Source organism: Modestobacter sp. SYSU DS0657 (assembly GCF_054050925.1).
Genome location: NZ_JBJHAG010000035.1, coordinates 1 through 24,164, shown reverse-complemented (window position 1 = coordinate 24,164; position 24,164 = coordinate 1). Strand labels below are relative to the sequence as shown.

The 24,164-nt window shown below is 73.5% G+C and carries 19 protein-coding genes; 8 read left to right on the top strand and 11 right to left on the bottom strand.

Features of this window, described 5'->3' with window-relative positions:
• Window positions 1-331 precede the first annotated feature (331 nt).
• The gene (locus ACI79A_RS17715) at window positions 332-1,942 is read right to left on the bottom strand and encodes an ABC-F family ATP-binding cassette domain-containing protein (RefSeq protein ID WP_457085073.1); all 1,611 of its coding nucleotides are present in this window, start codon (window positions 1,940-1,942) and stop codon (window positions 332-334) included.
• 127 nt (window positions 1,943-2,069) lie between these two features.
• On the opposite strand from ACI79A_RS17715, the gene ACI79A_RS17710 reads away from it, so the two are divergent.
• On the top strand, window positions 2,070-3,905 hold the full coding sequence (locus ACI79A_RS17710) for an SCO7613 C-terminal domain-containing membrane protein (RefSeq protein WP_457085072.1): 1,836 nt from the start codon (window positions 2,070-2,072) through the stop codon (window positions 3,903-3,905).
• A gap of 330 nt (window positions 3,906-4,235) precedes the next feature.
• On the opposite strand, the gene ACI79A_RS17705 is transcribed toward ACI79A_RS17710, so the two are convergent.
• The 9 genes from ACI79A_RS17705 to ACI79A_RS17665 all read right to left on the bottom strand — a co-directional run bounded on the left by ACI79A_RS17705 (window position 4,236) and on the right by ACI79A_RS17665 (window position 13,899).
• On the bottom strand, window positions 4,236-4,613 hold the full coding sequence (locus ACI79A_RS17705) for a metal-sulfur cluster assembly factor (RefSeq protein WP_457077168.1): 378 nt from the start codon (window positions 4,611-4,613) through the stop codon (window positions 4,236-4,238).
• The gene (sufU, locus tag ACI79A_RS17700; RefSeq protein WP_457085071.1) at window positions 4,610-5,095 is read right to left on the bottom strand and encodes a Fe-S cluster assembly sulfur transfer protein SufU; all 486 of its coding nucleotides are present in this window, start codon (window positions 5,093-5,095) and stop codon (window positions 4,610-4,612) included. The genes ACI79A_RS17705 and sufU overlap by 4 nt, the downstream gene beginning before the upstream one ends.
• Window positions 5,095-6,435, bottom strand: a complete 1,341-nt coding sequence (locus ACI79A_RS17695) for a cysteine desulfurase (RefSeq protein WP_457085070.1) — start codon at window positions 6,433-6,435, stop codon at window positions 5,095-5,097. The genes sufU and ACI79A_RS17695 overlap by 1 nt, the downstream gene beginning before the upstream one ends.
• Window positions 6,432-7,265 carry a Fe-S cluster assembly ATPase SufC gene (gene sufC, locus ACI79A_RS17690; RefSeq protein ID WP_457085069.1) on the bottom strand — a complete coding sequence of 278 codons (834 nt, stop codon included), beginning with the start codon at window positions 7,263-7,265 and terminating at the stop codon, window positions 6,432-6,434. The genes ACI79A_RS17695 and sufC overlap by 4 nt, the downstream gene beginning before the upstream one ends.
• Before the next feature lie 19 nt (window positions 7,266-7,284).
• Window positions 7,285-7,626, bottom strand: coding sequence for a non-heme iron oxygenase ferredoxin subunit (locus tag ACI79A_RS17685; RefSeq protein ID WP_457085068.1), 342 nt, complete (start codon window positions 7,624-7,626; stop codon window positions 7,285-7,287).
• Window position 7,627: 1 nt separating this feature from the next.
• Window positions 7,628-8,977, bottom strand: coding sequence for a Fe-S cluster assembly protein SufD (sufD, locus tag ACI79A_RS17680; RefSeq protein ID WP_457085067.1), 1,350 nt, complete (start codon window positions 8,975-8,977; stop codon window positions 7,628-7,630).
• Window positions 8,977-10,383 carry a Fe-S cluster assembly protein SufB gene (gene sufB, locus ACI79A_RS17675; RefSeq protein ID WP_457085091.1) on the bottom strand — a complete coding sequence of 469 codons (1,407 nt, stop codon included), beginning with the start codon at window positions 10,381-10,383 and terminating at the stop codon, window positions 8,977-8,979. Before sufB ends, sufD begins: the two co-directional genes overlap by 1 nt.
• 32 nt (window positions 10,384-10,415) lie before the next feature.
• On the bottom strand, window positions 10,416-11,168 hold the full coding sequence (locus ACI79A_RS17670) for a helix-turn-helix transcriptional regulator (RefSeq protein ID WP_457085066.1): 753 nt from the start codon (window positions 11,166-11,168) through the stop codon (window positions 10,416-10,418).
• A 175-nt stretch (window positions 11,169-11,343) separates the two neighbouring features.
• Window positions 11,344-13,899: an ATP-dependent Clp protease ATP-binding subunit gene (locus ACI79A_RS17665; protein ID WP_457085065.1), complete on the bottom strand. Its 2,556-nt coding sequence runs from the start codon at window positions 13,897-13,899 to the stop codon at window positions 11,344-11,346.
• Window positions 13,900-14,071: 172 nt separating this feature from the next.
• Here ACI79A_RS17665 and ACI79A_RS17660 point away from each other — a divergent pair, with 172 nt between their 5' ends.
• The gene (locus ACI79A_RS17660; protein WP_457085064.1) at window positions 14,072-15,013 is read left to right on the top strand and encodes a COX15/CtaA family protein; all 942 of its coding nucleotides are present in this window, start codon (window positions 14,072-14,074) and stop codon (window positions 15,011-15,013) included.
• A 101-nt stretch (window positions 15,014-15,114) separates the two neighbouring features.
• Window positions 15,115-15,636 carry a VanZ family protein gene (locus ACI79A_RS17655; protein ID WP_457085063.1) on the top strand — a complete coding sequence of 174 codons (522 nt, stop codon included), beginning with the start codon at window positions 15,115-15,117 and terminating at the stop codon, window positions 15,634-15,636.
• 16 nt (window positions 15,637-15,652) lie between these two features.
• On the opposite strand, the gene ACI79A_RS17650 is transcribed toward ACI79A_RS17655, so the two are convergent.
• Window positions 15,653-16,576 (bottom strand): heme o synthase, encoded by a 924-nt coding sequence (locus tag ACI79A_RS17650; RefSeq protein WP_457085062.1) that lies wholly within the window; start codon window positions 16,574-16,576, stop codon window positions 15,653-15,655.
• A 321-nt stretch (window positions 16,577-16,897) separates the two neighbouring features.
• Between ACI79A_RS17650 and tkt the strand changes: the two genes are divergently transcribed.
• The 5 genes from tkt (at window position 16,898) to pgl (ending at window position 24,049) form a co-directional block, all read left to right on the top strand.
• On the top strand, window positions 16,898-19,135 hold the full coding sequence (gene tkt / locus ACI79A_RS17645; protein ID WP_457085061.1) for a transketolase: 2,238 nt from the start codon (window positions 16,898-16,900) through the stop codon (window positions 19,133-19,135).
• 87 nt (window positions 19,136-19,222) lie between these two features.
• Window positions 19,223-20,329: a transaldolase gene (gene tal, locus ACI79A_RS17640; RefSeq protein ID WP_457085060.1), complete on the top strand. Its 1,107-nt coding sequence runs from the start codon at window positions 19,223-19,225 to the stop codon at window positions 20,327-20,329.
• A 117-nt stretch (window positions 20,330-20,446) separates the two neighbouring features.
• Complete coding sequence (gene zwf, locus ACI79A_RS17635; RefSeq protein WP_457085059.1) at window positions 20,447-21,970, top strand: glucose-6-phosphate dehydrogenase; 1,524 nt, start codon at window positions 20,447-20,449, stop codon at window positions 21,968-21,970.
• A 49-nt stretch (window positions 21,971-22,019) separates the two neighbouring features.
• Window positions 22,020-23,240, top strand: coding sequence for a glucose-6-phosphate dehydrogenase assembly protein OpcA (locus ACI79A_RS17630; RefSeq protein ID WP_457085058.1), 1,221 nt, complete (start codon window positions 22,020-22,022; stop codon window positions 23,238-23,240).
• Window positions 23,237-24,049: a 6-phosphogluconolactonase gene (pgl, locus tag ACI79A_RS17625; RefSeq protein WP_457085057.1), complete on the top strand. Its 813-nt coding sequence runs from the start codon at window positions 23,237-23,239 to the stop codon at window positions 24,047-24,049. Before ACI79A_RS17630 ends, pgl begins: the two co-directional genes overlap by 4 nt.
• The last annotated feature ends 115 nt before the right edge of the window (window positions 24,050-24,164 follow it).

The following is a 24,164-nucleotide window of genomic DNA, read 5'->3' as shown; positions in this document are numbered from 1 at the left end:
CCGCTGATCCCCCGGCGCCGTGTCCCGATGACCTCGGCGTCCCAGCACCGATGATCACCCACCCGACGGAGGTCGGCCACCGCAACAAGAACGCGTGCGTCCGAGTTCGGCAGCCGCGCAGGTCAGGGCTGGGGCGTCGGCCCGGAGAGCGGTGCGACCGTTACGCCAGCGAGACCCCCGGCCCGACTCCGCGCCGCAGTCCGCTCCTCGGTCGCCGGCGCTCCCTGCGATGGTCCCGCGGCTGTCGTCAGGCGCGACACCCCGGCCTGACTCCGCGCCGCAGTCCGCTCCTCGGTCGCCGGCGCTCCCTGCGATGCTCCTGCGGCTGTCGTCAGGCCAGCGAGACCAGGTCGGCGAGGTCCTCGCTCCAGGTGTCCTCCGTGCCGTCGGGCAGGATGATCACCTTGTCCGGGTTCAGCGCCCGCACCGCACCCTCGTCGTGCGTGACTAGCACGATCGCGCCGCCGTAGGTGCGCAGCGCCTCGAGCACCTGCTCCCGGCTGGCCGGGTCGAGGTTGTTGGTCGGCTCGTCCAGCAGCAGCACGTTGGCGCCGGAGACGACGAGGGTGGCCATGGCCAGCCGGGTGCGCTCGCCACCGGAGAGCGTGCCGGTGCGCTGGTCGACCGCCTCGCCGGAGAAGAGGAACGCGCCCAGGATGCGGCGCAGCTCGGTGTCGGTGCTGTCCGGGGCCGCCGAGCGCATGTTCTCCAGCAGCGTGCGGTCCATGTCCAGCGTCTCGTGCTCCTGGGCGTAGTAGCCCACCCGGAGCCCGTGCCCGGCCTTCACCTCGCCGGTGTCCGGCGTCTCGGTGCCGGCCAGCATCCGCAGCAGGGTGGTCTTGCCCGCGCCGTTGAAGCCGAGCACCACGACCCGGGTGCCCCGGTCGATCGCCAGGTCGACGCCGGTGAAGATCTCCAGCGAGCCGTAGCTCTTGCTGATCCCCTCGGCGGTGAGCGGGGTCTTCCCGCAGGGTGCCGGGGTTGGGAAGCGGAGCTTGGCGACCTTGTCCTGCACCCGCACCTCGGCCAGGCCGGCGGCCAGCCGGGCGGCGCGCTTGTCCATGCTCTGCGCGGCCTTGGCCTTGGTCGCCTTGGCGCGCATCTTGTCCGCCTGGCTGGTCAGCGCGTCGATCTTCTTCTCGGCGTTCGCCCGCTCGGACTTGCGGCGGCGCTCGTCGGTCTCCCGGGCGTCCAGGTACCGCTTCCAGCCGAGGTTGTAGATGTCGACGGTGGCCCGGTTGGCGTCCAGGTGCCACACCTTGTTGACCACGGCCTCCAGCAGCTCGACGTCGTGGCTGATCACCACGAGGCCGGCCCGGTGGCTGGCCAGGTAGCCCTTGAGCCAGGTGATCGAGTCGGCGTCCAGGTGGTTGGTCGGCTCGTCGAGCAGCAGGGTGTCGGCGTCGGAGAACAGGATCCGGGCCAGCTCCACCCGGCGACGCTGGCCACCGGAGAGGGTGCGCAGCGGCTGGGCGAGGATCCGGTCCGGGAGCCCGAGGTTGGTGCAGATGCGGGCCGCGTCGGACTCCGCGGCGTACCCGCCGAGGGCGGCGAACTGGTCCTCCAGCCGGCCGTAGCGGCGTACCGCCCGGTCACGCTCGGCGTCGTCGGCCGGCTCGGCCATGGCGACCTGCGCCTTGGTCAGCTGGGCCTTGAGGACGTCGAGACCGCGGCCGGAGAGCACCCGGTCGCTGGCGGTGATGTCCAGGTCGCCGCTGCGGGGGTCCTGCGGGAGGTACCCGAGCTCACCGGTCACGTCGACCTTGCCGGCGTGCGGCACCCGCTCCCCGGCCAGGGTGGTGAGGGTGGTGGTCTTGCCGGCACCGTTGCGCCCGACCAGCCCGATGCGGTCACCGGGCTGGACCCGCAGATCGGCGTCGCTGATGAGGATCCGGGCGCCGGCGCGCAGCTCGAGGCCGGTCGTCGTGATCACTGATCCCATGGTAGGCGCTCGACCGCCATCCGCCGACCCCATTCCCGGGTGACCTCGGCGTCACCCCCGGTCCAGGCCGCCGCGCCGCGGCGGCCGCCGTAGCGTGAGGGCAGCCGTCAGCGGGAGGAGGACCACCGTGCCGAGGCCGGAGGTCGAGTACCCACCCCCGCTGGGGCGCCCCCTGCCGCCCCGCCCGGCCCCGGCGGAGACCGGCACCGGGGACGTCGCCCCGCAGCAGGTGCTCCTGGGCGCCGGCGCGGTGGCCGTGGTGGCCGCCGGCGCGGCGTCGCTCACTGACGCCGGCTCGGTCCCGGGCCTGCTCGTGGTCACCCTGCTGACCGTCGTCGCGACGCTGGGCTCGCTGCGGGCCGGGCGCCGGGGCCTGCGCAGCAGCGAGGAGGCGCTCGCCTCTGCCGCGGTGGTGCTCGCCGCGGTGGGCGCGTGGTCGGCCGGGGATGGCCCCGGTGGCCCGACCGGGGTGCTGCTCGCCCTGCTCGCCGCGGTGTTCGCCGTCGTCGGCCTGATCGGCCGGACGACCCTCACCTGGCCGATCGCGGCCTGGGGAGCCGGACAGGGCGCAGTGCTGAGCGCGCTCACCGGGTCCGGCCTGTCACTGGCCCCGCACGCGACCGCCGTGCTGGCCACCGCCGTCGCCGGGCTCGCGGTCACGTTCGCCGCGCGGCGCGCCGTCGCGGTGGTCACCCTGGTGACGGCCGCGGCCTGGTGGTCGACCGGGGTGGTCGAGGGCGCCGCCGTGGTCTGGACGACGGAGTCGGTGAGCACGGCCCTGGCCCCGGCCGCACTGATGCTCCTGGCGGCCGGGGCGCTGCTGGCCCTGCGCCGCCGCCGGGGCCTGCGGTCGATGCTCGGTCCCCGGCCGGCCGCTCCGGTGCTCGCCGGGCTGGTGGCCGGAGCGGCCGTCTCGGGGGTGCTGCAGGCGGCCGGGCTGGTCGGGGTGATGACCAGCGGGTACCTGGGGCTCGCGCTCGCGGCGGTGATCGGTGCGGTGGCCTCCCCGGAACCCGCCGCCCTGCTGCGCCCCACCGGTCTCGCCACCGCCGGGGTGCTCACCGGCACGGCCGTCGTGCAGCTGCTCGGGTCGGGGCACTGGTCGGCGCTGGCCGCCCTGCTCGCCTCCGCCGCGGCGCCGGCGGTCGTGGTCGCCGCCCGGCAGCCGACCGACCGCCCCGGGGCGCTGCCGGTCGCGGTGGGCTGCCTGGCCGCCGCCGTGCTGCTGGCCGACGCCGACGGCACCCTCGGGCCGTCAGCGGCCGGCTGGCTGCTGGTCGTGCTGGTCCTGCTCGCCGTCGGCAGCGCGACCGCGCTGCGGGGGCACCGGTCGGAGCTGCCGCTGACCTGGACGACGGCCGCGGTCGCCGTCGCCGGGCTCGCCGAGCTGGCGCGCGCCTCGGGGCTGTCCGGCCTCGCCGTGGGGCTCGCCGTGGTCGGTGCGGCCTTCGTCGCCTCCGGCTCGGTGACCGACCGGGCTCCGGTCCGGGCCGTGGGGTGCGTCGCGCTGGTGCTGGCGGCCTGGACGGCCGCGGGGCAGGCCGGCGTCGGCGTGCCGGAGGCCTACACGCTGCCGGCCGCGACGGTGCTGTGGCTGTACTCGGGCCGGCGGCTGGCCACCGGGGCCTCGTGGCCGGCGTGGGGCCCGGGGCTGGTGGTCGCCTTCGTCCCGTCGGTGTGGCTGGCGGCGACCGGGCCGGACGTGACCCGCCTGGTGCTGGTGGTCCTGGCCGCCACGGTCACCGCCATCGCCGGCGGCCGCTGGCAGGTGCAGGCGCCGCTGGTCGTGGGCGCGGCCTCGCTGACCGCGGTGGCGCTCGGCCGGTTGGTCGCGCACCTGCCGTCCACCGGTCTGCTGGCCGTCGGGGCCGCGGGCGCAGTCCTGCTCGCCGCGGGCGCGGCCTACGAGGAGCGACGCTCACGGGCGCGCGCGGCCCTCACCCGCGTCGCCGACCTGCGCTGACGCCAGGTCGCTACAGCCACTGCACCGAGGCAACGGGCGTCGGAAGCCCGGGGCGTGAGCGCGCGACGCGCGCCCGCGGGTGATCGGCCAACGCGGACCGGAAGCGCGCTCCCAGCGGCGCCTCGATCGGTTCGTGCGCGACCTGCTCGGCCACTCAGGTGGGGTCGACGTCGGCGGCCACGACATGCCATCCGGTCCCACCGACGACGAGTGCCGGCGCCCGCCGTCCATCGAGGAGGGCGGGCGCCGGCACGGGCGAGACACTCGCATCGGCCGGCGAGGTCTCCCCCGCGGCCAGCCGGTCGAGGAGACCGGCGAGGAACACAGACGTCAGACCCGGAAACCGAGCGCGCGGAGCTGCTCGCGGCCGTCGTCGGTGATCTTGTCCGGGCCCCACGGCGGCATCCAGACCCAGTTGATCCGGATGTCGTCGACCAGGCCGGGACCGGGGCCGCCGGTCAGCGCCTGGCGGGCCTGGTCCTCGATGACGTCGGTCAGCGGGCAGGCCGCCGAGGTCAGCGTCATGTCGATGATGGCGACGTTCGACTCGGTGTCGACGTCCAGGCCGTAGACGAGGCCCAGGTCGACGACGTTGACGCCCAGCTCGGGGTCGACGACGTCGCGCATGGCCTCCTCGACGTCCTCCAGCAGGGCGGACTTGCCGCCGTAGATGCCCTCGGCCGGAGCCGGCTCGGTGGTCTCGCTCATCGGTTCACTCCCTCGGTCGGGGCTGCGGACAGCGCGCGGGCGCTCGCGTCCTTCAGCGCCATCCAGCTCATCAGCGCGCACTTGACCCGCGCCGGGTACTTGGAGACGCCGGCGAACGCGATGGCGTCCTCCAGCTCCTCCTCCAGCTGCTGGGCCACGGACGCGTCGCCCTTGCTCTGCATCAGGGTCATGAAGTGCTCGCCGGCGGCCAGCGCCTCGGGCACCGGTTTGCCGAGCACCAGGTCGTACATGGCCGACACCGACGCCTGGCTGATCGAGCAGCCCATGCCCTCGTAGGAGACGTCCGACAGGATCGGCTGGCCGGCGGCGTCCGTCTCGAGGTGCACCCGCAGGGTGACCTCGTCGCCGCAGGTCGGGTTGACGTGGTGCACCTCGGCCTCGAACGGGTCGCGCAGACCGCGCCCGTGCGGGTTCCGGTAGTGGTCCAGGATGATGTCCTGGTACATCGACTCCAGCTGCATCAGCTCGCTGCTCCCTCGTTGCTCTCGGAGGGTGCAACGCCGAAGAACCGCTGGGCTTCCCGCACCGCGTCGACGAGCGCGTCGACGTCGTCGTAGCCGGTGTGCACGTAGAAGGTGGCGCGGGTGGTGGCCGGCACGCCGTAGCGGCGGACCACCGGCCACGCGCAGTGGTGGCCGACCCGGACCTCGACGCCGAGGTCGTCGAGGACCTGGCCGACGTCGTGCGGGTGGATGCCCTCCACGGTGAAGCTGATCGCCCCACCGCGGGCCACCGTGTCCGGCGGGCCGATCACGGTGACGCCGGGGATCGCCTGCAGCTCCGCCAGCGCGTACTCGGTGAGCGCCTCCTCGTGCGCCAGCACCTTGTCCATGCCCAGACGCTCGAGGTAGTCCACGGCTGCGCCGAGGCCGATGACCTGTGCGGTCATCGGCACGCCGGCCTCGAACCGCTGCGGCGGGGGCATGAACGTGCTGCCCTCCATCCGGACGACCTCGATCATCGAGCCGCCGGTGAGGAAGGGCGGGAGGGCGTCGAGCACCTCGTACCTGCCCCACAGCACACCGACCCCGGTGGGACCGAGCATCTTGTGCCCGGAGAACACCAGGAGGTCCGCGCCGAGCGCGGTGACGTCGACCGGCTGGTGCGGCACCGACTGCGCGCCGTCGACCAGCACCAGCGCGCCGACCTCGTGCGCCCGGCCGATGATCTCCTCGAGCGGGTTGATCGTGCCGAGGATGTTCGACTGCTGGGTGACCGCGACCAGCTTGGTCCGCTCGTTGACCACGGTGGTGAGGTCGGAGAGGTCCAGCCGGCCGTCGTCGGTGAGCCCGAGCCAGCGCAGGGTCGCCCCGGTGCGCTCGCACAGCTGCTGCCAGGGCAGCAGGTTGGCGTGGTGCTCCATCTCGGTGACGACGATCTCGTCGCCCTGCCCGACGGCGTACCGGCGGAACTCCGGCTCCTTCGCCGTCGCCGCGTTGGACAGCGCGTAGGCGACCAGGTTGATCGACTCGGTGCTGTTGCGGGTGAAGACGACCTCGTTCTCCGGCGCCCCGATGAACGCCGCCACCTTCGCCCGCGCCGCCTCGTAGAGGCCGGTGGCCTCCTCGGCGAGCTGGTGCGCGCCGCGGTGCGGGGCGGCGTTGTGGTTCTCGTAGAAGTCGCGCTCGGCGTCGAGCACCGAGCGCGGCTTCTGCGACGTGGCGCCGGAGTCGAGGTAGACGAGCCGGCGCCCGTCGCGAACGGTGCGCGACAGGATCGGGAAGTCCGCCCGGATCGCCTCGACGTCCAGCGGCAGGGGCACCCTCGGCGCCCCGGCGGGACGCGAGACGGTCTGGGTCATGCCTGCTGAGCCTCCGCGGCGGCCTGCTCGGCCGAGTCCTTGACGTAGGCGGCGTAGCCCTCGTCCTCGAGCTTCTGCGCCAGCTCCGGCCCGCCCTCCTCGACGACCCGGCCGGCGACGAAGACGTGCACGAAGTCGGGCTTGATGTAGCGCAGGATCCGCGTGTAGTGCGTGATCAGCAGGACGCCGACCGGGCTGTCGGCCTTGGCCCGGTTGACGCCCTCGGAGACGATCCGCAGCGCGTCGACGTCGAGGCCGGAGTCGGTCTCGTCGAGGATCGCCATCTTCGGCTTGAGCAGGCGCATCTGCAGGATCTCGTGGCGCTTTTTCTCACCGCCGGAGAAGCCCTCGTTGACGTTGCGCTCGGCGAACGCCGAGTCCATCTCGAGGTTCTCCATCTCGGTGCGCACGTCCTTCACCCAGGTGCGCAGCTTCGGCGCCTGGCCGGTGACGGCGGTGGCCGCGGTGCGGAGGAAGTTCGACACCGAGACGCCGGGGACCTCGACCGGGTACTGCATGGCCAGGAACAGGCCGGCCCGGGCGCGCTCGTCGACGCTCATGGCGAGGACGTCCTCGCCGTCGAGGGTCACCGTGCCGCCGGTGATCGTGTACTTGGGGTGCCCGGCGATCGAGTAGGCCAGGGTCGACTTGCCCGACCCGTTGGGGCCCATGATGGCGTGGGTCTCGCCGCCGCGGACGGTGAGGTCGACGCCGCGGAGGATCTCCTTGGCCTCGTCGCCCTCGCCGACGGTGACGTGCAGGTCGCGGATCTCCAGGACGCTGCCGGCCTGCAGGCCGGTGGCGGACGGGGTCGCGGTGGGGCTGGTCACGGGTGTTGTCGCTCCTTGGTCAGTTGGCCGCGGCGAGGGGGGCGTCGACGTCGATCAGGACGTCGTCGCCCTCCACCCGGACCGGGTAGACGGGGACCGGCTCGGTGGCCGGGAGGTTGGTGGGCTGGCCGGTGCGCAGGTCGAAGCAGGAGCCGTGCAGCGCGCACTCGATGGTGGGCGCGCCGTCGACCTCCTCGATGTCGCCCTCGGTCAGCGGGATGTCGGCGTGGGAGCAGCGGTCCTCGATGGCGAAGATCTCACCGTCGAAGTCCACGACCGCCACGTCGACGTCCGCGAGCTCGATCCGCAGCGCGCCGTCCTCGGGCACCTCGGACCGGGCGCAGACCCGCTCGAACGCCATCTCAGGCGACCTCGACCGGCTGGTCGTCCAGGTCGGGGAGGGCTCCGAGCCGGCGCTCGATGGTGCCCATCAGCCGGTCCTGCAGCTCGGGCAGGCCGATCTGCTGGACGACGTCGGCGAAGAAGCCGCGCACCACCAGGCGGCGGGCGGTCTCGGCGTCGATGCCGCGCGAGCAGAGGTAGAACAGCTGCTCGTCGTCGAACCGTCCGGTGGCGCTGGCGTGGCCGGCGCCGACGATCTCGCCGGTCTCGATCTCCAGGTTCGGGACCGAGTCGGCGCGAGCGCCGTCGGTGAGCACCAGGTTGCGGTTGAGCTCGTAGGTGTCGGTGCCGGTGGCCGCCGGGCGGATCCGGACGTCGCCGACCCACACGGTGTGCGCCTTCTCCCCCTGCAGGCCGCCCTTGTAGACGACGTTGCTGGAGCAGTTCGGCGTCGCGTGGTCGACCCAGAGCCGGTGCTCCTGGTGCTGGGTCTCGTCGGTGAAGTACACGCCGAGCATGTCGACCGAGCCGCCGGGGCCGGCGTACTGCACGTTGTTCACCAGCCGGACCAGGTCGCCGCCGAGGGTGACCGCGACCTGCTTGAGGCTGGCGTCCCGGCCGATGACGGAGTCGTACTGGGCCCCGTGCACGGCGCCGGGCGCCCAGTCCTGCACCGAGACGACGGTGACCTGCGCGCCGTCGCCGAGCAGGAAGGAGACGGTGCCGGCGTACCGGGCCAGGCCGCTGTGGTCCAGCACGACCGTGGCCTGCGCGAAGGCGCCGACCTCGACCACGAGCTGGCCCCAGACGACCTCGTCACCGCCGGTGCCGGCCAGCCCCAGGGTGACCGGGCGGTCGAGCACGGCCTCCTTCGCGATCCGGACGACGGCCGCGCCACCGCTGCGCTGACGGGTCAGCGCGGCCAGCCGGTCGACCGGCTCGGGCAGGCCCTTGAGCAGCGGGTCGTCGGCCTCGACGCTGGTGAGCGAGACGCCCTCGGGGAGGTCGGTCGACCAGGTGAGCTGCGCCTGCGACGGCGCGCCCTCCAGCAGCGGCCGGATGCGGCGCATCGGGGTGAAGCGCCACTCCTCCTCCCGACCGGTCACGACACCGAAGGCGTCGGGGTCGGTCGAGGTGAACCGCTCGGCGGGCGAGCCGGTCGGGGCCGGGCCGCCGTGCGAGTGCGACCCCGCGGGGACGTCGCCGGCGCTGCCGGTGCCGGCCGCCGGGGTGGTCGGCGGGCCGGCCTGGGCACCGACGCCGGGGGCGAAGAGCTCCCCGGCCAGCTGCGAGGTCTCGGCCGCCGCCAGCGCCTCGGGCCCGAGCTCGTCGGCGGTGGTCGTGGTGTTGTTCGTGTCGGGGCTCGACATCAGCCGACGGCACCTTCCATCTGCAGCTCGATCAGGCGGTTCAGCTCGAGGGCGTACTCCATCGGCAGCTCCCGGGCGATCGGCTCGACGAAGCCGCGCACGACCATCGCCATCGCCTCGTCCTCGGACAGCCCGCGGCTCATCAGGTAGAAGAGCTGGTCCTCGCTGACCCGGGAGACGGTCGCCTCGTGGCCCATCGCGACGTCGTCCTCGCGGACGTCGACGTAGGGGTAGGTGTCCGAGCGGCTGATCGTGTCGACCAGCAGCGCGTCGCACTTCACCGTCGACTTGGAGCCGTAGGCGCCCTCGTCGACCTGCACCAGGCCGCGGTAGGAGGTGCGGCCACCGCCCCGGGCCACCGACTTCGACACGATCGTCGAGGAGGTGTGCGGCGCGGCGTGCACCATCTTGGCGCCGGCGTCCTGGTGCTGGCCCTCGCCGGCGAAGGCGATGGACATGACCTCGCCCTTGGCGTGCTCGCCGGTCATCCACACGGCCGGGTACTTCATCGTCACCTTGGAGCCGATGTTGCCGTCGACCCACTCCATGGTCGCGCCCTCGTGGGCCACGGCCCGCTTGGTGACCAGGTTGTAGACGTTGTTCGACCAGTTCTGGATGGTCGTGTACCGGCAGCGCGCGTTCTTCTTCACGATGATCTCGACGACCGCGGAGTGCAGCGAGTCGGTCTTGTAGATCGGCGCGGTGCAGCCCTCGACGTAGTGCACGTAGGCGCCCTCGTCGATGATCATCAGGGTGCGCTCGAACTGGCCCATGTTCTCGGTGTTGATCCGGAAGTAGGCCTGCAGCGGGATCTCCACGTGCACGCCCGGCGGCACGTAGATGAAGGAGCCGCCGGACCACACGGCGGTGTTCAGCGCGGCGAACTTGTTGTCCCCGGAGGGGATGACCGAGCCGAAGTACTCGCGGAACAGGTCCGGGTGCTCGCGCAGCGCGGTGTCGGTGTCCAGGAACAGGACACCCTGCTCCTCGAGGTCCTCGCGGATCTTGTGGTAGACGACCTCGGACTCGTACTGCGCCGCGACACCGGCGACCAGCCGCTGCTTCTCCGCCTCGGGGATGCCCAGCTTGTCGTAGGTGTTCTTGATGTCGTCGGGCAGCTCGTCCCAGGTGGTGGCCTGGGCCTCGGTCGAGCGCACGAAGTACTTGATGTTCTGGAAGTCGATCCCGGAGAGGTCCGAGCCCCAGTCGGGCATCGGCTTCTTGCCGAAGATCTTCAGCGCCTTGAGCCGGCGCTCGAGCATCCACTCGGGCTCGTTCTTGCGGCGCGAGATGTCGCGGACGACGTCCTCGTTGAGGCCACGGGTGGCCGAGGCGCCGGCGACGTCGGCGTCCGCCCAGCCGTACTTGTAGCGGCCGAGCGCGTCGATCGTCTCGTCCTGCGTCATCGGTGTGCTGGTCACCGGCTGCTGGGTGCTGGTCATGCGGGGGTCCTCTCCCGGTCGATCGAGGGGGTGGATCGAGTGCTGGCGCCAGCCGTCCCGGCTGCGGCGCGACCAGCAGGTACAGGGCGTGCCGGGGTGACTTTGTTCCCGGCGCGGAGAGTGCGGGCGGGGATGTGCGTCGTGCAGACGCCGTCCCCGTGGGCGATGGTGGCCAGCCGCTGCACGTGGGTGCCGACCAGCCGGCTGATCACCGCGGTCTCAGCCTCGCACAGCTGGGGGAACTCGGCGGCCACGTGGGCCACCGGGCAGTGGTGCTGGCACAGCTGCTCGCCACCGGAGGTCGCGCCACCGCCCAGGGAGAGCGCCATGGCGGCGTAGCCCTCGGTGGTGAGCGCGGCGGCGACCACCTCGGCGCGGTCCACCGGCCCGGCGGCGCCCCGCTGCGCCTGCTCGACGGCCGCGGAGCAGCGCTCCTCCAGCCCGGCGAGCTGCTGCTCCGCGACCTCGCGCACCGCCTCGGGGCCGCCGTGGGCGGCGACGAAGCGCAGCGCGGTGAGCGCGAGGTCGTCGTAGGCGTGCGGGAACGACTCCCGCCCCGCCTCGGTGAGCGCGAACCGGCGGGCCGGCCGCCCCCGGCCGCGACGCCCGGCGGCTGCTTCGCGCTCGGCGACCCGCCCGGCGGCGAGCAGACCGTCCAGGTGCCGGCGGACGGCGGCCGGGGAGATCCCGAGCCGGGCGGCGAGCTCGGCGGCGGACTGCGGACCGTGCTCGAGGAGCAGGGCGCTCACCCGGTTGCGGGTGCGCCCGTCCTCCCCCGTCGGAGCCGGGGACGACGCCGACCCGGCACCGGCCGGAGCCGGGGTCGGGACACGGGTCGCAGCGGATTCCACAACACGATTGTGTGCTTAATCGGGAGGCCCGCAAGCAAGGTCGCCCTTACCTGCCGGCCTCCCGAGAGGCAGCTCACACCCCGGCGGGGGCCTCGCTCTCAGCCGTGGCCACGCTGTTCGGCGCGGCGTCCTCGACGGTGAACTCCAGCTCGCCGTCCACCACGCCGACCCGGACCCGCTGACCGGCGCCCAACGCCCCGCCGAGCACCAGCCGGGACAGCTGGTTGTCCACCTCCCGCTGGATGGCACGGCGCAGCGGCCGGGCACCGAACTGCCGCTCGAAGCCGCGCTCGGCCAGCCAGGAGACCGCCTCGGGCGTCACCTCGAGCCCGATGTCCTGGGCGCTGAGCCGACGCCGCGTCTCGTCCAGCAGCAGGTCGGTGATCCGGGCCAGCTGCTCGGCCTCCAGCTGCCGGAAGACGACGATCTCGTCGATCCGGTTGAGGAACTCCGGCCGGAACTCCTCCCGCAGCCGCCGCATCACCTGGTCACGCAGGTCGTCGCCGGCGTCCCCGCCCGCGGTGAAGCCCAGCGGGCCCCGGCCGGCGTTGACGATCGCCTCCGACCCCAGGTTGCTGGTCATGATGACCACGGTGTTGGTGAAGTCGACCGTCCGCCCCTGCGAGTCGGTGAGCCGGCCGTCGTCCAGCAGCTGCAGGAGCGTGTTGAACACGTCCGGGTGGGCCTTCTCGACCTCGTCGAACAGCACCACCGAGTACGGCCGGCGACGCACGGCCTCGGTGAGCTGGCCGGCGTCCTCGTACCCCACGTAGCCGGGGGGCGAGCCGACCAGCCGGCTGACCGTGTGCCGCTCCTGGAACTCGCTCATGTCCAGCCGGATCATCCGGTCGGAGTCGCCGAACAGCGCCTCTGCTAGCGCCCGGGCCAGCTCGGTCTTGCCGACGCCGGTCGGGCCGAGGAACAGGAAGCTGCCGATCGGCCGGTCCGGGTCGCCGAGCCCGGCGCGCGAGCGCCGGATGGCCTCGGCGACCACCCCGACCGCCTCGTCCTGGCCGACGACCCGCTCGTGCAGCACGTCCTCCAGCCGCAGCAGCCGGTCGCGCTCCTCCTCGGTCAGCTGGGCCACCGGCACCCCGGTCGCCCGGGAGACCACCTCGGCGATCTCCGTCGTCCCCACCTCGGGGATGCCGGCGCCCCCGCCGGACCGGGCCTGCTCCAGCTCGGCCTGCGCCGCCTGGCACTCGTCCCGCAGCGCGGAGGCCCGCTCGTAGTGCTCGGCGGCGACCGCCTGGTCCTTCTCCCGCTGCAGCTCCAGCACGCGCTGCTCGAGCGCACGCAGGTCGGTGGTCGGCCGCCGCACCCGGAGCCGGGTGCGCGCGCCGGCCTGGTCGATCAGGTCGATCGCCTTGTCCGGCAGGTGCCGGTCGGTGATGTAGCGGCTCGACAGCTCCGCCGCGGCGACCAGTGCCTCGTCGGTGAACCGCACCTGGTGGTGCGCCTCGTACCGGTCGCGCAGCCCGCGCAGGATCTCCACGGTGTCCAGCACGCTGGGCTCCGGGACCAGGATCGGCTGGAAGCGGCGCTCGAAGGCCGGGTCGGTCTCGATGTTGCGGCGGTACTCGTCCAGCGTGGTGGCGCCGACGATGTGCAGCTCCCCGCGGGCCAGGGCCGGCTTGAGCATGTTGCCCGCCCCCGCCGAGCCCTCGGATCCGCCGGCGGCGACGACCGTGTGCAGCTCGTCGATGAAGACGATCACCTCGTCGCTGTGCTCGCGGATCTCGTCCATCACCTTCTTCAGCCGCTCCTCGAAGTCGCCGCGGTAGCGGGTGCCGGCGACCAGGCCGGTCAGGTCCAGCTCGACCAGCCGGCGGTCGCGCAGCGACTCGGGGACGTCGCCGTCCACGATCTGCAGAGCGATGCCCTCCACGATCGCGGTCTTGCCGACGCCGGCCTCGCCGATGAGCACCGGGTTGTTCTTGTTCCGCCGGGAGAGCACCTCGATGGTCTGCTCGATCTCCTGCGCGCGGCCGATGACCGGGTCGATCCGCCCGTCCCGGGCCAGCGCGGTGAGGTCGCGGCCGTACTCGTCGAGCGTGGGGGTGTTCGACGGCGGCTGCTCTCCCCCACCGGCCCCGCCGGCCGGCACGGGACCGCCCGCCGCCGCCCGCTGCAGCCCCTCCGGGGTCACCCGGGCGCTGCCCAGCACCCGGCCCGCGCCGGACTCCGGGTTCAGCGCCAGGGCGAACAGCAGGTGCTCGGGACCGATGTAGGTGGAACCGCTGGCGCGCGACACCTGGTGGGCGTCGAGCAGGGCCCGCTTCGCCGCCGGGGTCAGCGCCGGCGGCTGCCCGGTGGCCTCACCGCCCCGCAGCTCCGCGGCCAGGGCGTCGCGCAGGCCGTCGGCGTCCGCGCCGCTGCGGGCCAGCAGTGTGCGCGTCGGCTCGTGCCCGGCCAGGGCCCACAGCAGGTGGGCGGTGTCCAGGTCGGGGCTCCCCCACTCGGCGGCCTGGCGCGCCGCGGCGGAGACCACCTCCCGGGAGTGCGAGCTCAGCAGCTGGGTGATGTCGACCCGCTGCATCCCACGACGCGCCCCGGGACCGAGGAACGCCTGGAAGAAGTCGTCGAAGGGGCTGCCGCCGAAGGGGCCGCCCGGGAAACCGCTGCTCATCAGTCGATGGCCGCCTCTCGTGTCGATGTGGCGGTGCTCACCTACCCGCACCGGGCGCTCTGCACCTCGACGGCCTGATCAGCGGTCGGCCGGGGTGACGGGGCCAGCAGGGGCACCGGCGGGCCGTTCGCGGCGGGCCGGTGGGGGCACCGGCACGGATAGCATCGGCGACGTGTCAGTTCTTCCCAGCTCGGTCCGCTCGGCCACGGTGCGTCCGTCGACCGTGTCCCGCATCGCCCTGGCCAACGTGGTGGCGAACGGGCTGATCGTCGTCACCGGCGGCGCCGTCCGGCTGACCGGCTCGGGGCTGGGCTGCCCCACCTGGCCGCGCTGCACCGACGAGAGCTTCGTGGCGACGCCGGAGCTCGCCGGGCACGGGATGATCGAGTTCGGCAACCGACTGCTGACCTTCGTGCTGGCCGCGGTGGCGATCGCCACCGTGGTCGCCGTCTTCCGGTCGGCCCGCCACGACCTCCGGCGGCTGGCGGTGCTGAGCTTCCTCGGCATCCCGGCACAGGCGCTGCTGGGCGGCGTCACCGTGCTCACCGGTCTGAACCCCTGGACGGTGGCCGCCCACTTCCTCTTGTCGATGGTCCTGGTGGCGCTCGCGACCATCCTGTGGCTCCGCTCCCGCGAGCCGGGGGTGGGTCAGCTGCTGGTCCGCCGCCCGTTCGCGCTGCTGACCAACGGGATCGCGGTCACCGTCGCCGCGGTGCACGTGCTCGGCACCGTCGTCACCGGCAGCGGCCCGCACAGCGGCGACCCGGAGGCCGGGCGGACCGGCTTCGACCCGGAGCTGATGAGCCAGCTCCACGCCGACGTCGTCTTCCTGCTCATCGGGCTGACCGTGGCGCTGCTGGTGGGCCTGCACGCCACCGACGCCCCCGCCCGGGTGCGCCGCGCCGTTCGGGACCTGCTGATCGTCGAGCTGCTCCAGGGCGTCGTCGGGTACGCCCAGTACTTCACCCACCTGCCGGCGGCGCTGGTGCTGCTGCACATGGCCGGCGCGGTGCTGGTCACCGTCTACACGGCGCGACTGGTCTGGTCGGTGCGTGGGCCGGCCTCCGAGCTGCCGGTCACCGAGGCCCCGCTCACCACTACCGCTGCCCGCTGAGGAGGCCGGTCCCGGCGCACCCGGCCGGGCCGCCACCCCGTCCGGTCCGCCCGTGACAGGGTCACCGGCGTGCCACCTGACGCCCTGATCCGGATGCTCCGGTGATCACCGACGTGCTGATCGACCACGCGGCGCTCGTGCCGGTCGCGTTGCTGGCGGTCGCGCTGGGCTGCGTGCTCATCGGCTTCGCGCTGCTGCGCAGCCGACGCGCCGGTACCCGGGTTCTCGGCACGCTGCTCGGGCTGTCCCTGCTGCCGGTGGTGGCGCTGACGCTGGTCCCCGCGGGAGCCTCGCGGGCGGACGACGTCCGCTGCACGGTCCAGTTCTCCCTGCCGACCCTGGGCAGCGTGGAACTCCTGGCCAACCTCGCGCTGTTCCTCCCGCCGGCCTTCGTCGGCACGCTGCTCAGCCGCCGTCCGCTGCTGGTGCTCACCGTCGCGACGGTCGCCTCGGCGCTGATCGAGGCGGTGCAGGCCGTCGTGCCGGTCCTCGGGCGGGCCTGCGACACCACCGACTGGACGATGAACACCGCAGGTGCCGTCTGCGGCGTCCTGCTGGCCGTCGGGACCATCGCCCTGGCCGACCGTCGCCGCACCGACCGCGAGCCGGCCTCGCGGGGGTGAGCTCCCGTCCGGGCCGCTAGACCAGGACGTCGGCCACGAGGGCGATCGACAGCAGCGTCATGTAGGTGATCGACACCGAGAACAGCCGCATCGGGCGATCGGGGACGCCGGCCTTGATCCGCCGCAGCCAGGCGTGCGACTCCGCGACGTACCAGACGCCCAGGGCCAGCGTGCCGATGCCGGTGATCCAGCCCAGCTGCGGCGTCACCGGCACCATCAGCAGCGAGGTGCCCAGGGTGCCCCAGGCCCAGGCGACCGACTGGCGCCCGACGGTGACCGGTCCGGCCACCACCGAGAGCATGGGCACCCCGGCCCGGAAGTAGTCGAAGCGGAACCGGCTGGCCAGCGCCCAGAAGTGCGGCATCTGCCAGCAGAAGACGATGCCGAAGAAGACGAAGGCCGGCCAGTCCAGCGATCCGGTGACGGCGGCCCAGCCGATCAGCACCGGGGCGGCGCCCGGCAGCCCGCCGAACACGGTGTTGTGCCGGGTCCGGCGCTTGAGCACCATCGTGTAGAGCACCGAGTAGGCCAGCACCGCGGCGGCCGCGAGGGCCGTGGCCAGCGGCGTGGTGAACAACCCGAGCAGGACCAGCGAGACCCACGCGAGGATGACGCCGAAGACCAGCGCGTTGCGGGGTGCGATGACCCCGCTGGGGATGGGCCGGTTGCGCGTGCGGGACATCAGCCGGTCGATGTCCCGGTCGTACCAGCAGTTGATCGTGTTGGCCGCCCCGGCGGCGAGCATGCCGCCGACCAGGGTGGCCAGGACCAGACCGGTGCCCGGCCAGCCCCCGGCCGCCAGCATCATCGCCGGCAGCGTGGTGACCAGCAGCAGCTCGACGAGCTTCGGCTTGGTCAGCGACACGTAGGCAGCCACCGTCGCACGGGCCGAGCGCAGCGGCTGGGCACGGCCGACGGTGCGGTCGGCGATCGCCGTCACCGGGGACCCAGGTGCGCGGCGTCGCGCGGGCAGCAGGCCACCACGAGGTCCTTCTCCGCCGGGGGATGGGTTGCTCGACCACTGTAGCCGGGCCGCCCGGTGGGAATGGCCCGGCACCACTAGGGTTTGATCACGTTGACTCTGCGCGTAGAGCGGGTAGGGCGGTCGTCGAGGACGCCGGCGCACCCACCGCTCCCGACTTCCGACCGCGCCCGACCGGGGCGGCCGTGGTGCGCACCGTCGTCCGCCCGGGGTGAGTGGGTCCCCGCGCCCCCCGGGTGGCCCGACATCGACCTACCCCGAGGGAGCACCGAGCGCCACATGAGCACTGACAACACGTCGTCGACGGAAGCCACCCGACCCGAGGCGCCGGCCGAGGCCGCCGCCGACACCGCCACCGGCTCGCCGCGTCAGCCGAACCCGACGCTGCCCGAGGGCTTCGGCGAGCTGGACCGCAAGGCCATCGACACCGCCCGCGTGCTGGCGATGGACGCGGTGCAGAAGGTCGGCAACGGCCACCCGGGCACCGCGATGAGCATGGCGCCCACCGCGTACCTGCTGTTCCAGAAGTGGCTCAAGCACGACCCGAGCGACCCGAACTGGGTCGCCCGCGACCGGTTCGTGCTCTCCATGGGCCACTCCAGCCTGACGCTGTACGTCCAGCTCTACCTGGCCGGCTACGGCCTGGAGCTCGACGACCTCAAGGCGCTGCGCACCTGGGGCTCGAAGACCCCGGGCCACCCCGAGGTCGGCCACACCGCCGGCGTGGAGACCACCACCGGCCCGCTGGGCCAGGGCGTGGGCAACGCCGTCGGCATGGCGATGGCGGCCCGCCGCGAGCGCGGCCTGTTCGACCCGGAGAGCCCCGAGGGCGAGAGCCTGTTCGACCACACCATCTGGGCCTTCGCCTCCGACGGCGACCTGGAGGAGGGCGTCAGCGCCGAGGCGTCGTCCCTGGCCGGCACCCAGCAGCTGGGCAACCTCGTGCTCGTCTACGACGACAACCAGATCTCCATCGAGGACGACACCACGGTCGCCTTCACCGAGGACGTCGGCAAGCGGTACGAGGCCTACGGCTGGCACGTGCAGCACGTGGACGACGGTGAGGACCTCGCCGCCCTCGACGCCGCCTTCGCCGCCGCCAAGGCCGAGACCACCCGCCCGTCCCTGATCGTGCTGCGCACCGTCATCGGCTGGCCGTCACCGAACAAGCAGAACACCGGCGCGGTGCACGGCTCGGCGCTGGGCGAGGACGAGGTCAAGGCCACCAAGGAGATCCTCGGCTTCGACCCGGAGCAGACCTTCGAGGTCACCCCCGAGGTCATCGAGCACACCCGCAAGGCCGTCACCCGGGGCCAGGAGGCGCACCGCGCCTGGCAGTCGCAGTTCGACGCGTGGCAGCAGGCCAACCCCGAGGGCTGGGCGCTGCTGGAGCGGATGACCACCCGCACCCTCCCCGAGGGCTGGGCGGCGAACCTGCCGACCTGGGACGCCGACCCCAAGGGCGTCGCCACCCGCAAGGCCTCCGGTGAGGTGCTGAGCGCGCTCTACCCCGAGCTCCCCGAGCTGTGGGGCGGCTCGGCCGACCTGGCGGAGAGCAACAACACCGCGGTCAAGGGCGAGCCGTCGTTCCTGCCGGCGAACCGGCAGACCAAGATGTGGACCGGTGGCCCCTACGGCCGCACCCTCCACTTCGGCGTCCGCGAGCACGCCATGGGCGCGGTCATGAACGGCATCGCCCTGCACGGCGGCACCCGCGTCTACGGCGGCACGTTCCTCACCTTCTCCGACTACATGCGCGGCGCCGTGCGGCTCGCGGCGCTGATGCAGCTGCCGGTCACCTACGTGTGGACGCACGACTCCATCGGCCTGGGCGAGGACGGCCCGACGCACCAGCCGATCGAGCACTACGCCGCGCTGCGGGCGATCCCCGGGCTGGACTTCGTCCGCCCGGCCGACGCCAACGAGACCGCCGTCGCCTGGCGGACGATCCTGGAGCACAACGACCGGCCGGCCGGGCTGGCGCTGTCGCGGCAGAACCTGCCGGTGTTCGACCGGACCGAGTTCGGCTCCGCCGAGGGCGTCGCGAAGGGTGGGTACGTGCTCGCCGAGGCGTCCACCGGCACCCCGGAGGTGATCCTCATGGGCACCGGGTCCGAGGTGCAGATCGCCGTCGCCGCCCGCGAGCAGCTCGAGGCCGCCGGCGTCCCGACCCGGGTCGTCTCGCTGCCCTGCTGGGAGTGGTTCGCCGAGCAGGACGAGGCCTACCGCCTCGAGGTCCTCCCCCCGTCGGTCAAGGCGCGCGTCAGCGTCGAGGCCGGCGTCCCCATGGGGTGGCGCGAGTTCGTCGGCGACGCGGGCCGGATCGTCGGTCTCAACCACTACGGCGCCAGCGCGTCCTACTCGAAGCTGTACGAGGAGTTCGGGCTGACCGAGGACGCCGTCGTCGCGGCTGCGCGGGAGAGCATCGAGGCCGCGGCCTCCGGCGCCACTCCCCCCAGCGGTGCCGGCGTCTCCCGCGGCGGGGTCTTCGGCTCCGACGCCACCGGCGACCACTGAGGAAGGACCCCGCTGCCCCCCACCGCTCGCGAGCTCGCGGCGGGGCCCTGCAGCGGGGCCACAACTACACCGACAGGAGGGCATGACATGGCCCAGAACGAGAACCTGGCACAGCTGTCCAAGGCGGGGGTCGCCGTCTGGCTCGACGACCTCTCCCGTGACCGCATCCGCAGCGGCAACCTGCAGCAGCTCGTCGACGAGCACAGCGTCGTCGGCGTCACCACCAACCCCAGCATCTTCGCCGCGGCGATCAGCGGGTCGAAGTCCTACGACGACCAGCTGCACGCCCTGGCGGTGCGGAAGGTGAGCGTCGAGGAGGCGCTGCGCACCATCACCGCCGCGGACGTCCGGGACGCCTGCGACCTGCTCGCACCGGTCGCTGCCCGCACCGGGCGGGACGGTCGCGTCTCGCTGGAGGTCGCACCGGGGCTGGCGCACGACGAGGACGCAACCGCCGCCGAGGCCGCCCACCTGTGGTGGCTGGTCGACCGGCCAAACCTGTTCATCAAGATCCCGGCGACGCTGGAGAGCCTCCCGGCGATCACCACCTCGATCGCCCGGGGCATCAGCGTCAACGTGACGCTGATCTTCAGCATCGACCGGTACAAGGCCGTCATGGACGCCTACCTCACCGGCCTCGAGCAGCGGCTGGCCGAGGACCCGAACGCGTCCCTCGAGGGCATCGAGTCGGTCGCCTCGTTCTTCGTGTCCCGGGTGGACACCGAGATCGACAAGCGGCTGGACGCCTCGGGCGCCGACGCCTCGCTCAAGGGCAAGGCCGGCGTGGCCAACGCCCAGCTGGCCTACCAGGCCTACGAGGAGGTGTTCTCCTCCGACCGCTGGAAGGCGCTGGAGGCCAAGGGCGCCAGCAAGCAGCGCCCGCTGTGGGCGTCGACCGGGGTCAAGAACCCGGAGTACTCCGACACGCTGTACCTGTCCGAGCTCATCGCCCCCGACACGGTGAACACCATGCCGGAGAAGACGATGCAGGCCTACGCCGACCACGGCCGGGCCGGCACGCCGGTGCAGTCCTCCTATGCCGAGGCCGAGAAGGTCATGCAGTCGGTCCGCGACGCCGGCATCGACCTCGACGACGTGTTCCGCGTCCTCGAGGAGGAGGCCGTGCAGAAGTTCGTCGACGCCTGGGACGAGCTGACCGGCTCGGTGCAGGAGCAGCTGCAGGACAAGAAGTGACGGTGCGCCGGCCTCCGGCGCACCTCCACCGCACCACCTGAGACACCGCAGCACCCTGCCCGCCGTCCGGCCCACCCGGGCCGGACGGCGGGCACCCAGCCATCGAGGACGGAGACGATGTCCACCAACCCGCTGCGCGATCCGCGGGACCGGCGGCTGCCCCGAGTTCCCGAGCCCTGCGCCCTCGTCGTCTTCGGCATCACCGGTGACCTCTCGCGCAAGAAGCTCCTCCCGGCGGTCTACGACCTGGCCAACCGCGGTCTGCTCCCCACCAACTTCGCCCTGCTGGGCTTCGCCCGCCGCGACTGGGGTGACGTCGAGTTCTCCGAGCTGGCCCGCTCGGCCGCCCGCGAGCACGCCCGCACCCCCTGGCGCGAGGAGGTCTGGGAGCGACTGGCCAACAGCGTCCGCTTCGTCCAGGGCTCCTTCGACGACGACAACGCCTTCGACGAGCTGGCCGACAACCTGGCCGAGCTGGAGGGCAGCCACGGCATCGGTGGCAACGCCGCGTTCTACCTGTCGATCCCGCCGGCGCTCTTCCCCGTCGTGCTCAAGCAGATGCAGCGCACCGGCATGGCCGAGAGCACCCCGGAGCGGTGGCGCCGGGTCGTCGTCGAGAAGCCCTTCGGCACCGACCTCGCCTCCAGCCGCGAGCTGAACGCCCTGGTCGACTCGGTGTTCACCGCCGACGACGTCTTCCGGATCGACCACTACCTGGGCAAGGAGACGGTCCAGAACCTGCTGGCGCTCCGCTTCGCCAACTCGCTCTTCGAGCCGATCTGGAACGGCCACCACGTCGACTCGGTGCAGATCACCATGGCCGAGGACGTCGGCATCGGCGGACGCGCGGGCTTCTACGAGAAGACCGGCGCCGCCCGGGACGTGTTGCAGAACCACCTGCTGCAGCTGCTGGCGCTGACCGCGATGGAGGAGCCGGTCGAGTTCTCCGCCGACGAGATCCGCACCGAGAAGTTGAAGGTGCTCCGCGCGATCTCCATCCCCGCCGAGGGGGACATGGAGCGGTTCGCGATCCGTGGCCAGTACGAGCAGGGCTGGCTCGCCGGCCAGCGGGCGAAGGGCTACCGGCAGGAGGAGGGCGTCGACCCCGAGTCGACGACCGAGACCTATGCCGCCGTCCGGCTGGGCGTCGAGACGCGCCGCTGGGCCGGCGTGCCGTTCTACCTGCGCACCGGCAAGCGCCTGCCACGACGGGTCACCGAGATCGCCCTGTCGTTCCGGCGCGCCCCGCACCTGCCCTTCGCCCCGACCGACACCGAGGAGCTGGGCCACAACCAGCTGGTCATCCGCGTCCAGCCGGACGAGGGCATGACGCTGAAGTTCGGGTCGAAGGTGCCCGGCAGCGTGATGGAGGTCCGCGACGTCTCGATGGACTTCCTCTACGGCGAGCAGTTCACCGAGGCCAGCCCCGAGGCCTACGAGCGGCTGCTGCTGGACGTGCTGCTCGGCGACGCCACCCTGTTCCCCCGCAACGCCGAGGTCGAGGCCTCCTGGGCGGTCATCGACCCGCTGGAGGCCTTCTGGGCCGGCACCACGCCGCACTCCTACCGGGCCGGCGAGTGGGGTCCCCGGGCCGCCGACGGGATGCTGGAGGCCGAAGGCCGGGCGTGGCGCCGACCGTGACCGGCATCCCTGCCCCTCCCCCACCCTCGCGAGCTGAGGAGCTGACCTCGTGACCACGCTGTGGGACACCACCGGATCCGCGGTGGTCAAGGAACTGGCGGCCCAGCGCCGCACCGGCGGCGCCGTGATGAGCGGCGTCGCGCTGACCCTGGTGGTCGTCGCCGACGAGCGCCGGGTCGCCGAGGCCGAGCAGGCCGCCGCCTCGGCCGCCGAGGCGCACCCCTGCCGGCTGCTGATCGTCGTGCGCCGCCAGGTGGAGGCCCCGGTGCCCCGGCTGGACGCCGAGGTGCTGATCGGCGGCCGGCTCGGTCCGGGCGAGGCCGTCGTCATGCGCATGTACGGGCGGCTGGGGCTGCACGCCGAATCGGTGGTGCTGCCCCTGCTGGCCGCGGACGCCCCCGTCGTCACCTGGTGGCACGAGGCCCCGCCCGAGCTCATCGCGCGCGACGCACTGGGCGTCATCGCCGACCGCCGGATCACCGACTCCGCCCTGGCGGAGGACCCGGTGGCCGCGCTGCGGAACCGCGCGAAGGACTACGCCCCCGGCGACACCGACCTGGCCTGGACGCGGAGCACGCCGTGGCGGGCGACGCTCGCCTCCACGCTGGACTCCGTGGCCGGACGGCGCGGCGAGCCGGTGCGGGTCCACGGCGGGCAGGTCGAGGGCGACCCGGCCAGCGCCACCGCCCAGCTGGTCGCCGGGTGGCTGTCCGCCCGCTGCGGGTGCCGGATCCCGGTCGTCGCCACCCCCCGGGTCCCCGGGCCGTCCGGGGTGCACGCGGTCGCGCTGCGGTTGGACCAGGACGAGGAGCTCCGCATCGAGGACGACCGCAAGGGCGGGGCGGTCATCACCCAGCCGTTCCGCCCCGAGGCCGTCGTCGCACTGGCCGACCGCTCGCTGGGCGAGCTGATCGGGGAGGAGCTGCGTCGCCTCGACCCCGACGAGCCCTTCAGCGAGGCGCTGGAGGCGGTCTCCGGGCTGTCCGGGCTGTCCGACCGGCCGGCCTGCCGCGACCACGTCTGGTTCGACCCCATGCGCCCCGAGCAGTCGCCCGCGGCCGCCGAGGCGGAGCTCAACTCCGCCGAGGACGAGGTGCCCGGCGCCTCGGACACGGCGGCCGCCGCCGCCCCCACCGTGCCGGACACCCCGGGTGACACCGACGAGATCGCCGAGAGCGGCGAGCACGACTCCCCCGCCGACGACTCCGACGAGCAGCAGGTCGTGCAGTCCGCCGGTACACCGACGGCGAAGGAGGCAGGACGGCGATGAGCCAGGCATCCCCCGGGGACCAGGTCGACCGGGCGCTGGACGACTCGGGGCTGCCCGCCCCGGACGTCGTCGTCGAGCCCGACGCCGACCGGCTGGCCCGATCCGTGGCCTCCGCCCTCGTCGCGCGGCTGGCCGCCGCCCAGGCCGTGCACGGCACCGCGTCGGTGGTGGTGACCGGCGGCGGGATCGGCACCGCGGTCCTCGAGCGCGTGGCGGACCTCGTGGCCGAGCCCGAGCACGCCGTCGTCGACTGGACCGCGGTGGATGTCTGGTGGGGCGACGAGCGCTTCGTCCCGGCCGACTCCGACGACCGGAACGAGCTGGGCGCGCGGCAGACCCTGATCCTGCCCGCCGGCATCCCGCCCGAGCGGGTGCACGCCATCCCGTCGTCCGACGCCGGGTTCGACGAGCCGGAGGGCGCCGCCGCCTGGTACGCCGAGCAGTTGGCCCAGGCCGCCGGCGAGGGCGCGACGCTCCCCCGGTTCGACGTGCTGCTGCTGGGCATGGGGCCCGAGGGGCACGTGGCGTCGATCTTCCCGGACTCCCCCGCCGCCCGGGACGACCGGCCGGTGGTGGCCGTCCGGGACTGCCCGAAGCCGCCGCCGACCCGGGTGAGCCTGGGCTTCTCCGCGATCACCTCCGCGGAGGAGGTCTGGCTGCTGGTCAGCGGCGAGGGGAAGGCCGAGGCCGTCGCCCGGGCGCTGTCCGGCGCCTCCCCGCTGGAGATCCCGGCGGCAGGGGCCCGCGGGAAGCGGGCGACCCGCTGGCTGCTCGACGAGGCCGCCGCGAGCCGTCTCCCGCGCGGGTAGGCGACCGACGGGAACGACCGGGGGGGGGGGGGGGGGGGGGCCGCCGCCCCCCGGGGGGGGGGGGGGGGGGGGGGGGGGGGGGGGGGGGGGGGGGCCTCGTCGTGGGGGGGGTCCG

What these genes read in the sequence shown, in the direction of transcription:
- ACI79A_RS17715 (WP_457085073.1), bottom strand. Translation starts at nt 1,942, where the DNA reads ATGGGATCAGTGATCACGACGACCGGCCTCGAGCTGCGCGCCGGCGCC.
- ACI79A_RS17705 (WP_457077168.1), bottom strand. Translation starts at nt 4,613, where the DNA reads ATGAGCGAGACCACCGAGCCGGCTCCGGCCGAGGGCATCTACGGCGGC.
- sufU (WP_457085071.1), bottom strand. Translation starts at nt 5,095, where the DNA reads ATGCAGCTGGAGTCGATGTACCAGGACATCATCCTGGACCACTACCGG.
- ACI79A_RS17695 (WP_457085070.1), bottom strand. Translation starts at nt 6,435, where the DNA reads ATGACCCAGACCGTCTCGCGTCCCGCCGGGGCGCCGAGGGTGCCCCTG.
- ACI79A_RS17685 (WP_457085068.1), bottom strand. Translation starts at nt 7,626, where the DNA reads ATGGCGTTCGAGCGGGTCTGCGCCCGGTCCGAGGTGCCCGAGGACGGC.
- sufD (WP_457085067.1), bottom strand. Translation starts at nt 8,977, where the DNA reads ATGTCGAGCCCCGACACGAACAACACCACGACCACCGCCGACGAGCTC.
- sufB (WP_457085091.1), bottom strand. Translation starts at nt 10,383, where the DNA reads ATGACGCAGGACGAGACGATCGACGCGCTCGGCCGCTACAAGTACGGC.
- ACI79A_RS17665 (WP_457085065.1), bottom strand. Translation starts at nt 13,899, where the DNA reads ATGAGCAGCGGTTTCCCGGGCGGCCCCTTCGGCGGCAGCCCCTTCGAC.
- tkt (WP_457085061.1), top strand. Translation starts at nt 16,898, where the DNA reads ATGAGCACTGACAACACGTCGTCGACGGAAGCCACCCGACCCGAGGCG.
- tal (WP_457085060.1), top strand. Translation starts at nt 19,223, where the DNA reads ATGGCCCAGAACGAGAACCTGGCACAGCTGTCCAAGGCGGGGGTCGCC.
- zwf (WP_457085059.1), top strand. Translation starts at nt 20,447, where the DNA reads ATGTCCACCAACCCGCTGCGCGATCCGCGGGACCGGCGGCTGCCCCGA.
- pgl (WP_457085057.1), top strand. Translation starts at nt 23,237, where the DNA reads ATGAGCCAGGCATCCCCCGGGGACCAGGTCGACCGGGCGCTGGACGAC.